The organism is Thermostichus sp. MS-CIW-38 (assembly GCF_054058415.1).
Genome location: NZ_JBSSAH010000006.1, coordinates 114,376 through 125,944, shown reverse-complemented (window position 1 = coordinate 125,944; position 11,569 = coordinate 114,376). Strand labels below are relative to the sequence as shown.

The window sequence follows — 11,569 nt, the reverse complement described above, 5'->3', positions numbered from 1 at the left end:
TAAACCAGCCTAGAGGTTCGTGGTTGGCTTGCCAACTGCAGGGCTACCGAAAGCCCGCCCTGTACTGCGAAGCAGTCAGGGTCGGGTAGTTTACGGAGCGTTGCCGAGAGTCGCCGATGAACTTTGAGGGTGCCGGGATCCGGTCAATTGGGCTTTTTGCAAGGCATCCTGCAGCATTCGCTCCACCAACTCGGTGAACGTCCACCCCAGAGCTGCCGCCGCATCGGGACAGAGGGAAGTGGGGGTCATGCCGGGCAGTGTATTCACCTCCAACACCCAAGGATTTTCCTCGGGATCCACCCGCAGATCCACCCGCGCCAAGCCTTCGCACCCCAACGCCTGGTAGGCCTTCAGACCTGCAGCCTCACAGCGGGCCAACCCTGCCGGGCTGAGGGAACAGGGGATCAAATGCCGCGAGCCACCGGGTGCGTACTTGGCTTCGTAGTCGTAGAAGTCGCCTTGGGCGGGGATGATCTCAATGGCCGGAAGAACTTGGCCGGACAAGATCGAGAGGGTGATCTCCTTTCCGGGAACATAGCGCTCCAGAAAAATCCGCGACGAGACCGAGCGGGCCAACTCCAGCCCCTGAGCAAATGACCTCTCATCCCGGACAATGCTGATGCCCACCGTCGAGCCGTTGTTGCTGGGCTTAACCACCAGTGGGGATCCCAACTCTGCCGCACAGTCGGCCCAAGTGAGGGGGCTTTGGTCGTCCCAAACCTGCCAATCGGGGGTAGGGATCCCCGCGGCGCGAAAGATCTGCTTGGAGACCAGCTTATCCATGGCCAGAGCACTGGCCAGCGGCCCGGATCCCTGGTAGGGCAGGCCCAGCCAGTCCAGCATTCCCTGTACCACCCCATCCTCGCCACCGGGGCCATGCAAGGCAATCCAAACGAAGTCGCAGCCGGCTTGCCGTTCCTGCCAAAGGCGCAGAGGCAGATCCTCCTCTGGGTCGATTACCTTGACCCGATGGCCCAGGTCCTCCAAAGCCCGTTTGCAGGCTTTACCCGTTACCCAAGAGACTTGACGTTCTGCCGAACGCCCCCCCGCCAAGACAACAATGTTCATGGCCTAACCCCAAAGCACTCCCCACCCTTGACAACCGGCACCAAGATACCAGCATACCTCCACCCTACCCTACGAAGGGGGCCGTCGGCGGCGCAAGAACTCGGGAATATCTAAGCCTCCAGACATCGGCGGCTCAGGCTCCGGAGGCTGTCGAGGCGGCAGCCCAGAGCCCGTGGGAGTGGGCTTGGGAACCCCCGACTTGTTGGAGGCAGAAACTTTGGTTGCAGCAGGGATGGCGGCTGGACGGGCTTTCTCTTGGAAACCGGTGGCGATGACCGTGATGCGCACTTCCCCCTGCATGCGCTCGTCTTGGACGGTGCCGAAGATGATGTTGGCCTCGGGATCCACTGCCTCGGCGATGATCTCGGCAGCCACCGTGACCTCATGCAAGGACAAATCCGGCCCACCGGTAATGTTGAAGAGGACACCTTTAGCCCCTTCGATGGAGGTTTCCAAAAGCGGCGAAGATACAGCGGTAATGGCGGCTTCGCGGGCGCGGGACTTGCCGGATCCCATGCCAATTCCCATCAAGGCAGAGCCGGCATCGGCCATCACGCTGCGCACATCGGCAAAATCCACATTGATCATGCCGGGAATGAGAATGATATCCGAGATGCCCTGCACCCCCTGCCGCAGCACATCATCAGCAACGCGAAAAGCCTCTTGGACAGGGGTTTGCTCGGAGATCACCGAAAGCAACTTGTCATTGGGAATTACAATCAGGGTATCAACTGCCTCCCGCAGCGCTTGGATCCCTTCCTCGGCCTGCTTGCTGCGGCGTTTGCCCTCAAAGGAAAAAGGCCGTGTCACCACTCCCACCGTCAGGGCACCACTGGCTTTGGCAATTTGGGCGATGACGGGTGCTCCACCCGTGCCCGTGCCTCCCCCCATGCCGGCGGCAATGAAGACCAGATCTGCCCCTTTGATGGCTGCCGATATTTCTTCGCTGGATTCTTCTGCCGCTTTCTGGCCAATGGCCGGGTTACCACCTGCACCCAAGCCTCGAGTCAGCTTCTGCCCAATTTGCAAGCGGTTCACTGCCGAGGACTGGGCAAGGGCCTGCGCATCGGTGTTGACGCTCCAAAACTCGACGCCCACAAGGTTGCTGGCCGCCATCCGACTGACCGCGTTGCCACCCCCACCCCCCACGCCTACAACCTTAATCTTTGCTGCATTGCTCGGCATGATCTCCTCTGGACGATCCGCCGCTCTGGTCTGAGATCCGTTCCTCTCATACTCGGCATGAGAGCCTTCTCCCCTGTGGCGCTCATTCCAATGGGAAGGCGCAGACTGGGCTGAACCCAACCCTTGCCCAGGATTGAGAGGATGGATGTCTGACCAATTGGATGGCATGTCAGCTCTCACAATAACTTAAATTCTGGCAAATATCGAATATGCTAGCTGATTTAATATAGAGCAACTCCCTCCAGATGCCAACGCTGCCGACGTTTGTGAATCTTCCCGCTGAATACGGCCCTCCTAAAGACGCCTGTCGGCAGAATCTCAGGTAGCCTTTCTTGCCTAGAGGCATTTCTCTCTGAACTTGTCTCGAAGCTTTTGTGTGTAAGAATAGGTGTTCTCGAATACTTAGACCCTTGCAGGGGAAGAAGGGTCCAAAGGGAGGTTTCGGTACAAGAGTCTGGCCCTAGTTAAGGCCCAGTTAAGGCGAAGAGTTCCCTATCCAGCCAAAGGCTGATAGAGCGCCACTTTGTAGAACTGAGGCTTTGGCATCCTGTAGAGATTCAGGGATCCGGACTTGCATTCAGCTAGAAATTGCAGGAGCCCCGCACTGTACCCGTAGGGTCGATGTCGGGAGGAATGCTATAATAATGCTGCGGACACCAGAAACGGTTGTTTAAGGCACTGGTAACGGTCGATTGGGGGTGCTGTAAACCACCCCAGAGGCTCGTGGTTGGCTTGCCAACTGCAGGGCTACTAAAAGCCCGCTCCGTACCGCCTAGCGGTTGATGTCGGGTAGTTTACACCAGCTCTAGGTGGATCTCCGCTTTTAGCCGTTGGGGGAGGGAAATTTTGAATACATCCCCCTGATTCATTTCCTGGGCACCTTTCATGCTGGCCAGGGCTTCCACCACTTCTTCGGAGTTGGCGGTTAGCACCACAACGGGGCGCTCGCAGGCAATGGGGAAATCGTGCCACGTGCCGAGGTGCAGCAGCAGCCCATGCCCGGCAGGGAATCGTAGGGCTTGTACTTTGTCGAGATCGGGAGCTTCTTTGGGATGGTTGGGAGGAGCCATCACCATGATGAACGGCTCTTGCCCCAGGCCGACAAACAACTGGGTCATACGCATGTGGCGCTCCAGCCAGAGCACAGGTGGATATCCGGGCAGGATCTTAGCCGTACGGATAACGGCTCTACCGGTGTATTGAAAGTCGATGTTTTGTCCTTCCAGGACACGCCCCTGATAAAAGGGGATCCCCAGCCCAGGATTGGCCACATCGTCCCCTATAAGTTGGCCGAAGGGTTGCACATTTTCTGGGGTGGCATCCACAATCGGCACCCGGACAACGGTGGTGGCAGTTGCAGTCGTGCTCATGGTTTGCATCCTGGCTCTTGATTGGACTGGGGTCAATTGGATTGGAGTCAGGCTTTCTATCTTAATTGTCTTACTGAGAGCAATAGGTAAAGAAACGGTTTTCCCGGTAACGGTCTATACATCTTTGATTCTTATTTAATTCTTAACTTTTAATTCTTAACTTTGTTCTTCTCGAGGGCTTTGCGGGTTAAACCACCGCTCGATGATGTGGCGAATTTGCCGGGCGGCAGTGCCATCGCCAAAGGGGTTTTGGGCTTGGGCCATGCGGGCATAGGCTTGTGGGTCTGTGAGCAATTCTCGGGCTGCCTTCAGGATCTTTTCGGGGTGTGTGCCTACCAGGCGGGCGGTGCCGGCAGCAATCGCTTCAGGACGTTCGGTGGTCTGCCGCAGCACCAGCACCGGTTTGCCCAGGGCAGGGGCCTCTTCTTGAATGCCGCCGGAGTCGCTGAGGATGAGGGTACAGCGCTGCATGGCGCTCACCCAGAGGGGATAGTCCAGAGGCTCAGTGAGAAAAGCCCGCTCATGGGATCCCAACAGGGTCTGCAGGGGATCCCGCACCACAGGGTTGGGATGGAGGGGCAAGAGAAGGGCGGTATCGGGAAACTCGGCCAAGATCTGCAGCAGAGCCTTGCCGATGGCGGTTAGCGGATCCCCCCAATTTTCGCGTCGGTGCACGGTAACCAACAGAACACGGTAGCGCTGCCAGTCCAGGCCGGGGATGGGGCAGGGGATCCCTTGGGAGGCCACTTGCAGTAGGGCGTCGATGACAGTGTTGCCGGTGCAATGGATGGATCCCACCACGTGGCTTCGCTTCAGGTTGTCAACGGCTTGGGGGGTAGGGGCAAAGTGCAGGCTGGCCAACTGGGAGATCAGGCGGCGATTGACCTCTTCGGGGAAAGGATTGTAGAGATCATCGGTGCGCAGTCCGGCTTCCACATGCCCAACCGGGATCCGGTGGTAAAAAGCTGCCAAGGCGGCAGCGAAGGCGGTGGTGGTATCTCCCTGCACCAAAACCAGTTGAGGATGTTGCTCTTGAAAGTAGAGTTCTAGGCCCCGCAAGGTGGCTTCGGTGATGTCCGTCAAGCTTTGGCGGGGGCGCATGATCGCCAGATCCCGATCCGCTTGCAGACCGAATAGCCGCATCACCTGATCCACCATTTCCCGGTGTTGTCCGGTCAAGATCAGCTCGGTGCGCAGATGGGGACTGGCACGCAGGGCTTGAATCACCGGGGCCAGCTTAATGGCTTCGGGCCGTGTGCCCAAGATCACGGCAATGAGGGGAAGGGAGGCCATAAGCTCAAGGACATCGGCACCTGTAGGAGATGGGAAGCGCAGCTCATTGAAGCAAGGCCACCAACAAACCACTAACAAAAACCACTAACAAAACAGAGGCGGCGAAGGGCGTGGGTTGCTCAAGGTCGCAAGCCACCGAGATGTAGACTCTGCTGAGTCAGGCTGAGGGCAATGTCGAGACGAGAGGAACCACAAGGGGGCTATTGCTGCTCACCCCGATCTTACCCCTCCAGCTGCCCCACCAATTTTTCACCGGATGAGCTGGAGAAAAAGGGTTGACGGGATCCCACTCCTGCAACTAGCCTAAAGGGAGCTGAAGAGATCCTCTTCTGGCTGTCCGGGTTGTTTCGGTTAACCTTTTTGGAGGAAAACGTTCAACAGCATGGACGCTTCCGGTAGTCGTAGCGCCAGCCACCAGTGGATGGTCTTCGAGGAGCACGTTCTTGAAGATTGGGCTCTTACTGGTGTCTTCCTTTTCCCCGCTGACAGCTTCTGTCGTCGCTTGAGAGGATCCCGTTTCGCCAACGCGAAGGGGTGGGAGAGTTTTCCCAGCTAGCTTTTGACTTGGGTGGCTCTCTCAGTCGGCGACGAACAGATGAGCTGAGCAGAGCCTTACCTGAGCAATGGGTTTGTGCAGCCCTGTTCAGAAAAGGGGAGATCAGGAGTAATTCCGAGGGGATTCCCCTTGACTTTCCCGTTGTGGGTTTTGGGGTTTCCGCAGGCCTGGGGATCCCTTGGAGTCCCTTTTATTGGCTTGGGCGCTTGCGATCCAAGCTGGGCTTGGAGGCCTGGCGCTAGACCTACGGCTTGCTGCGCGGCCATCCAAGGGTTTCAGGGCTTCCCTGTGAGCCTCGGAGCACCGGTTGGCTGTTGACCTCCTGGTTCTCTTCATCCCGGCTGACCCCAACGTTCGGAGGTTTATCATGCGGCACAACATTCTTCGCGATCTCCTAACCCCTGCTTCCTTGGAAGCCGCCAAGCGAGAGGCCAACCGCGCTCCCATTGCCGAGCTGGTGCAGCAGTTGATGGAGATTTCACCTCGGCAGCGGGTTTTGGCTTTCCGCTTGCTGGAAAAAGACAAAGCCATTGCAGTGTTTGAGTATCTGCGGCCCGAAGAGCAGGCCGATCTCATTCGCAGCATGGAAAGCCCAGAAGTGATCCGGCTGGTAGAAGCCTTACCTCCGGATGAGCGGGTGCGTCTGTTTGAGGAGTTGCCGGCCAAAGTAACCAAGCGCCTCATTGCCAACCTCAGCCCAGAAGCTCGGGAAGCAGTGAATATCTTGCTGGGTTATCCAGAGCGCAGTGCCGGTCGGCTGATGAACCTGCGCTACTTGTCGGTACGAGATACCCTCACCGTCGGGGCTGCTCTGGCCAGCGTGCGGGACTCTCAACTGGGAGACGATGAGCTGGATGTGATTTTTGTGGTGGACGATCAGCGGTTCTACAAAGGTTTGGTTCGCACCGTGCGCCTCGTGAAAGCAGATCCGGATTTGCCCATTCGGGAGCTGATTGAGGGATCGGATACTTTTGCTCGGGTTACCGACCGGGATCTCCAGGCAGCTCGTTTGCTCAAGGATTCGGGCTTGCCGGCTATTCCGGTGGTGGATACGGAAGGGCGCTTGGTGGGAGATATCACCTTTGAAGATGTCATCAACTTGGTGGAAGAAGAAGCCACCGACGCCGCTCTGGCCCAAGCAGGGGTGGGCAGCTTGCTCAGCCGAGACAAGGTTTGGAGCGAGCGCCTGGTTAAAGGCGCCCGTTGGTATGCCGTCCGCCTGCGCATCACGTTTTTAATCGTCACCTTGATTGGCGGCATGTTGGTGGGGGGAGTGATCCAAACCTTTGAGGAAGTGTTGCAAGCAGTGACGGCAGCGGCTATTTTCATCCCCTTGGTCATGGATATGGGCGGTAATGTCGGTACCCAATCTACGACCATCTTTGCCCGTGGCTTGGCTTGGGGCCACATCAACGTGCGGCAGTTTCTCCCCTATTTGCTGCGGGAAGCCAGCATTGGTGGCATTATCGGTCTGATCCTGGGGGCCACGGCTGGGGTGATTGCCTACTTCTGGCAGGGGGCACCGAATGGGATCCCACAATTGGGTCTAGCGGTGGGCTTGGCTCTGGCCATTGTCCTCACTTTGGGGGCTATCTTGGGCGCCATTTTGCCCTGGGTGATGTTAAAGCTGGGCTTTGACCACGCTCCGGGAGCGGATCCTTTTATCACCACCATTAAAGACTTCACCGGCCTCTGGGTGTATTTCACCCTGGTGGCTTGGCTAGTCGGGGTTGAAGTGGGGCTCTAGGGCTGCGCCGGCGCTGGATCCAGGGGGCACCTCACCGGCAAAGCGCGTTCCAGGAACGAATAATCCAGCCCTTCTTGAGAAATCAGCCTTTCAGAGTCTCGCCACAAGGCCATCGCGACGGCGGCGCAGAGCACTTTTACGAGGTGTCCTTTGACCAACGAAGGGTTACAGCAAACATTTAGGAGGTGTGCCATGACCTTGAAAGTTCTATCTCCCTTGGCTGCTGCTCAATTTCGGTCACGGCTGCAGCAGTATGCCTATCGGGTGGGCATAACCTGTGCTTTAGAAACAGGTGGTAAGCTGGCCCCAGAATCCGCCTTTGCTCAACTGGAAGCCCTCTGGCAAACCTTGCAACAGGAAGCCACTGCCCTTGGGATCCCAGATGAGGATGGCTAAACTTTATCCTTTCACGAGAACCGGAGCATGACCTGGATTGACTTCACCTTGCGTTTGGCCGTTGCCTTTGTCCTGGGATCCCTCATTGGCCTGGAGCGACAGTGGCGGCAGCGCATGGCCGGCTTACGCACCAACACCTTGGTGGCCACGGGTGCAGCTTTGTTTGTCATGCTCTCGGTTCTCACCCCTGATGAAAGCAGCCCGACCCGTATTGCGGCCCAAGTGGTATCGGGGATTGGCTTTTTGGCCGGTGGCGTGATCCTCAAGGAAGGAGCCAGCGTCCGTGGCCTGAACACTGCCGCCACCATCTGGTGTGCAGCCGCGGTGGGAGCCTTTGCCGGATCGGGGTACATTCCCCAAGCTGCCATTGGGGCCGCAGCTGTGTTGATCTCCAACGTTGTGCTGCGTCCGCTGGGCTACCGCATCAACCAGCAGCCCCTAAAGGGCACAGAACTGGAACTGGTCTATGAGTGTTCATTTGTCTGCAAAAGCCAAGCAGAGGCCCACATCCGCGCCTTGCTCCTGCAGGGTATAGCTCCCACCCATCTCAAACTGCGTGCCCTCTACAGCGAAGACCTGGAGGACAAGCCCGATCTGGTCAAAGTCGAAGCAGAGCTAGTCACCCAGACCCGCGACGACCAGGCCCTAGAACTTGTCGTCAGCCGCCTCAGCCTAGATCCAGGCGTGATCACTGCCCGATGGCGGATCATCGAACAGGAATTTGGGTAAACTACCCGACTCCGACCGCTAAGCGGTACGGAGCGGGCTTTCAGTAGCCCTGAGCCTGCTCTGCCCTACCAGAGAACAAAACAGGCCCGAACCTCTAGGCTGGTTTACAGCAGCCCCCAAAAGCGCAATCACATTCGCACCATTCAAATCCGCATCCCCTTCCCATCCACAGTGCCCACACTTGAACGACTTGCCACTGCGGTAGGATTGCGCAGGGTCGGGATGAATGTGCAAACACCGGTGGCAGGTCTGCGACGTGTAGGCAGGCGGAACAAGAATCAGAGCAACCCCCGCACGCAGAGCCTTGTACTCCAAAAATTGACGGAGTTGATAAAACGCCCAACTATTTGCCCGCCTACGCTCTGTCTTGCTGCGGGGCTGTTGATTGACCCTTTCCCGAATCCCTGTCAGGTCTTCCAGAGCGATAGCGCTGTTGGTAGCCTTTGCCCTAGAGACAATAGCTTTGGAGATGCGATGATTGACCCACGTTTGAAAGCGCCTCTCCTTGCCAGACAGCCGTTGCAACAGTTCTCTGCATCTGCGCCGCGAACTGCGGGTGCCCTTACTGGCTTTGCGTTGGAGTGCCGCCCTCAACCGGGAGTAGTGGTCTCGGACTCTGTTCAACTGCTGTCCATTCCAGTTGTCCCCCTCTGACGTATGGGCAATATCTGTCCTTCCAAAGTCCACCCCGATCACCTTGTCGGTATCTTGTTGCTTGGGTGGTTTTTTCTCTACGCAAATCTGGATGTAGTAGGAGCCATCCTTCCGCTGGACTAGGGTGGCCGATTTGGGGTTAGAGCCAGCCAGCATTCCCCTCTGGTAGTTGCCAATGGCTAGTTCAAAGCGCTCTCGCCCTTCCACCGTGGTCAGCGACACCGTCCAGTCTTTCTCGCGAAATGAAAAGATACGTGCGTCGTAGGTAACGAACCTACGCTTGAACTCTTTAACCGGACGGTTGCGCTGTCTCGCCACTTTGCGAGCGCCCGCCACCCGTCTGCACACCTGTTGAGCCAAGTTACTGGACAAGCCGAACCGGGCTCGAATCTCGTAGTAGCAAAGGGATTGCAGTTTGACCGCGTTGACGATCTTCTCCGGCGTGTTCTGGTTGACCCAGTTCAAGGCTTGGCCAAAAGCCTCCATCGTCGCGTCCAATTTGGCGGCTTGCGACGGGAACGCCTTGAGCTTACAGGAGACGGTCAGGACTTGGCTCATAAGTTCATTGTACTTCATCAAAGCGCATTCCTCCCGGCACTGACCCTACGGGTATAGTGCGGGGCTCCTGCGATTTCTAGCTGATCCCGGATCCCAGCAGCTCCCAACCGGTCAGCAACGCAAACACCAGAAATAAGCCGCCCCCCACCCAATGCACGGCGCGTTCAGAGATGTGAGCTGCTAAAAAACGACCTCCCACCACCGCCAGCCCTACCATCAGACCATGACCCAGGGTTGCCCCCGCCCAGACACTGAATCCCGGATGGGTGGCGGCTAGGGAAACGGTAGCAATCTGGGTTTTATCCCCGAACTCGGCTAGGGCGATCAAACTAAAGGCTTCCCAGACGATGGCCCTAACCCCCCCGCGGCCAACTCCTTTTGCTTCTGCCTGCATCACTTGTCTGAGGGCTTCCTCTTCTTCTGGTAATGCCTGTTGAGGTGGCATTCTGCACGCTTGCCAGAGCATTCTCAAGCCAAAAACGGCGAAAACCCCAGCCGATAGCACCCGCACGCCCAAGGGTGGCAGTAGCTTAAAAAGCACTTGCCCGGTTCCTACCGCTAGCAGGTTCATCATCGCTAAAGCCAGCCATGTCCCCAGAAAAACCCAGCGGCGTGGGTGGCGCATCGCCAAAATCAAGGGGGTAAAAAAGGTTTTATCCCCAAACTCTGCTACCGTCACCAGCAGCAAACTCGATAAAAAACCGGCCCACATCGTTTAGCCTCCAACCTCTCTTGTGTGTGGAATCGGTTCACACCTAGAGGTGAAGGCTGGGAAAGTCAGACGGACTCACCAAGCTCACCTCTGCGTGAACTCAGTGAAAGTCTCGTCACCAAAGCAGCCTGCCGGGCTTGCTTTGTCTCTTGCACCGGGCTGTTTTTAGCCAGTATGTCGATGCAGAGGGCGGTAAGCCGCCTGACTACTCCCTTTCCATCTGAATGGTAGCATGCTGAGCTCCCAGTGGGAGTAGTTCATTTCCGATGGGATCCCCCAAGACTTGCTGTGCCTTGGCCGATATCAGTGCCGCGCATCGCTTACCAGAGGATTGTGAAGGAGCGGCAGGCTATTATGATCACGGTTGAGGAGAAAATCAGGGGAAAACCACGTGGATGCAAAGTTAGTCTTGGTGGGGGTTGCTCTTGTCCTCTCTCTGGCAAGTTTCTACTTCGGCACCCGCAACGGCTTTTACGACACCGACAAGTATCACGGCAATGGCTCTGCTCATTAGAGCCGGGCGCTGGTGATTTTTTTATGGATCCCTTGCCCAGAAGGGCTTCCCTCCAGAATACAGGCAACGTCGGCGAGGGCTGGGTGCGGCAATATCTCTGTCAGCAGGGCTGGCAGATCCTGGCCCAGCGGTGGCGCTGCCGTTGGGGTGAGCTGGATCTGGTTGCCCACAAAGCTGATGTGCTGATTTTCGTAGAGGTGAAAACCCGCAGCCCCGGTAGCTGGGATCGAGGCGGGCTTTTGGCGGTTGGGATCCCCAAGCAGCGACGCTTGATCCGGGCTGCCCAGGCCTTCTTGAGCCAGCATCCCCACCTCTCCGAGTTGTCCTGCCGTTTTGATGTTGCGCTGATAGAACGTCGGGCCTCTGGGGAAGGGGTGAGCTATGCTTTGGTTGACTACCTGCCAGCGGCTTTTGAGATTTGTTGAAGCAAACTTATCTCACTTGTCAAGGCCATCTGCACCAGTACAATTGCCGTTTTGCCGCTATTGCCAAACGCTCAGTTTGTCTTTTTGGCTCTGCCCAATGCTGCCATCATCCAACAATTTCGGCAACTGCCAAATAAGCTCCAAAGTGCGAGATGGCATCGATGCTTCTTGAAATGCTTAACCCAAAGATTTCCGGTTTTTAACTGATTTTTAACTGTCTCTTGAGTTGCATTTCCGTTGATCAGCATCGCTGTGCCGAGCCGATCTTAACAGCTCTACGATGCAGATCTCAGACAAGATAGGCAAGATTTGCATCGAGACTGTCAGTAGAAAGAATCTTTACAGACAAAATATTGTTTATC

At 56.9% G+C, this 11,569-nt stretch carries 11 protein-coding genes; 5 read left to right on the top strand and 6 right to left on the bottom strand.

Going from position 1 to position 11,569, the window contains the following annotated elements; translation table 11 throughout:
• Positions 1-90: 90 nt before the first annotated feature.
• The 4 genes from ACVWXZ_RS04045 to wecB all read right to left on the bottom strand — a co-directional run bounded on the left by ACVWXZ_RS04045 (position 91) and on the right by wecB (position 4,916).
• Positions 91-1,068, bottom strand: a complete 978-nt coding sequence (locus tag ACVWXZ_RS04045; RefSeq protein ID WP_457404292.1) for a D-alanine--D-alanine ligase family protein — start codon at positions 1,066-1,068, stop codon at positions 91-93.
• Positions 1,069-1,137: 69 nt separating this feature from the next.
• Entirely contained in the window at positions 1,138-2,421 is a 1,284-nt protein-coding gene (ftsZ, locus tag ACVWXZ_RS04040) for a cell division protein FtsZ (RefSeq protein ID WP_457404294.1), read from the bottom strand.
• 626 nt (positions 2,422-3,047) lie between these two features.
• A complete protein-coding gene (locus ACVWXZ_RS04035) occupies positions 3,048-3,623 on the bottom strand; it encodes an ureidoglycolate lyase (RefSeq protein ID WP_457404296.1) in 576 nt (191 codons plus the stop codon).
• 156 nt (positions 3,624-3,779) lie between these two features.
• Entirely contained in the window at positions 3,780-4,916 is a 1,137-nt protein-coding gene (gene wecB / locus ACVWXZ_RS04030; protein WP_457404298.1) for a non-hydrolyzing UDP-N-acetylglucosamine 2-epimerase, read from the bottom strand.
• Between the two features lie 923 nt (positions 4,917-5,839).
• Here wecB and mgtE point away from each other — a divergent pair.
• From mgtE to ACVWXZ_RS04015, 3 genes are all read left to right on the top strand, one after another.
• Entirely contained in the window at positions 5,840-7,219 is a 1,380-nt protein-coding gene (gene mgtE, locus ACVWXZ_RS04025) for a magnesium transporter (RefSeq protein WP_457404299.1), read from the top strand.
• A gap of 192 nt (positions 7,220-7,411) precedes the next feature.
• Complete coding sequence (locus tag ACVWXZ_RS04020) at positions 7,412-7,615, top strand: DUF7219 family protein (protein ID WP_238376758.1); 204 nt, start codon at positions 7,412-7,414, stop codon at positions 7,613-7,615.
• Between the two features lie 27 nt (positions 7,616-7,642).
• Positions 7,643-8,344: an MgtC/SapB family protein gene (locus tag ACVWXZ_RS04015; RefSeq protein ID WP_457404302.1), complete on the top strand. Its 702-nt coding sequence runs from the start codon at positions 7,643-7,645 to the stop codon at positions 8,342-8,344.
• A gap of 18 nt (positions 8,345-8,362) precedes the next feature.
• Here the strand turns inward: ACVWXZ_RS04015 and ACVWXZ_RS04010 are convergent, their stop codons facing one another.
• Together ACVWXZ_RS04010 and ACVWXZ_RS04005 are read right to left on the bottom strand one after the other, a co-directional pair.
• Positions 8,363-9,556: an RNA-guided endonuclease InsQ/TnpB family protein gene (locus ACVWXZ_RS04010; RefSeq protein ID WP_457482189.1), complete on the bottom strand. Its 1,194-nt coding sequence runs from the start codon at positions 9,554-9,556 to the stop codon at positions 8,363-8,365.
• Between the two features lie 76 nt (positions 9,557-9,632).
• Complete coding sequence (locus ACVWXZ_RS04005; RefSeq protein ID WP_414375085.1) at positions 9,633-10,268, bottom strand: TMEM165/GDT1 family protein; 636 nt, start codon at positions 10,266-10,268, stop codon at positions 9,633-9,635.
• A gap of 391 nt (positions 10,269-10,659) precedes the next feature.
• On the opposite strand from ACVWXZ_RS04005, the gene ACVWXZ_RS04000 reads away from it, so the two are divergent.
• The gene (locus tag ACVWXZ_RS04000) at positions 10,660-10,782 is read left to right on the top strand and encodes a hypothetical protein (RefSeq protein WP_011429573.1); all 123 of its coding nucleotides are present in this window, start codon (positions 10,660-10,662) and stop codon (positions 10,780-10,782) included.
• Between the two features lie 23 nt (positions 10,783-10,805).
• Positions 10,806-11,207, top strand: coding sequence for a YraN family protein (locus ACVWXZ_RS03995; protein WP_457442083.1), 402 nt, complete (start codon positions 10,806-10,808; stop codon positions 11,205-11,207).
• Positions 11,208-11,569 lie beyond the last annotated feature (362 nt).

What these genes read in the sequence shown, in the direction of transcription:
- ftsZ (WP_457404294.1), bottom strand. Translation starts at nt 2,421, where the DNA reads ATGCCATCCAATTGGTCAGACATCCATCCTCTCAATCCTGGGCAAGGG.
- wecB (WP_457404298.1), bottom strand. Translation starts at nt 4,916, where the DNA reads ATGGCCTCCCTTCCCCTCATTGCCGTGATCTTGGGCACACGGCCCGAA.
- ACVWXZ_RS04020 (WP_238376758.1), top strand. Translation starts at nt 7,412, where the DNA reads ATGACCTTGAAAGTTCTATCTCCCTTGGCTGCTGCTCAATTTCGGTCA.
- ACVWXZ_RS04015 (WP_457404302.1), top strand. Translation starts at nt 7,643, where the DNA reads ATGACCTGGATTGACTTCACCTTGCGTTTGGCCGTTGCCTTTGTCCTG.
- mgtE (WP_457404299.1), top strand. Translation starts at nt 5,840, where the DNA reads ATGCGGCACAACATTCTTCGCGATCTCCTAACCCCTGCTTCCTTGGAA.
- ACVWXZ_RS04010 (WP_457482189.1), bottom strand. Translation starts at nt 9,556, where the DNA reads ATGAGCCAAGTCCTGACCGTCTCCTGTAAGCTCAAGGCGTTCCCGTCG.
- ACVWXZ_RS04005 (WP_414375085.1), bottom strand. Translation starts at nt 10,268, where the DNA reads ATGTGGGCCGGTTTTTTATCGAGTTTGCTGCTGGTGACGGTAGCAGAG.
- ACVWXZ_RS04045 (WP_457404292.1), bottom strand. Translation starts at nt 1,068, where the DNA reads ATGAACATTGTTGTCTTGGCGGGGGGGCGTTCGGCAGAACGTCAAGTC.
- ACVWXZ_RS04035 (WP_457404296.1), bottom strand. Translation starts at nt 3,623, where the DNA reads ATGAGCACGACTGCAACTGCCACCACCGTTGTCCGGGTGCCGATTGTG.
- ACVWXZ_RS03995 (WP_457442083.1), top strand. Translation starts at nt 10,806, where the DNA reads ATGGATCCCTTGCCCAGAAGGGCTTCCCTCCAGAATACAGGCAACGTC.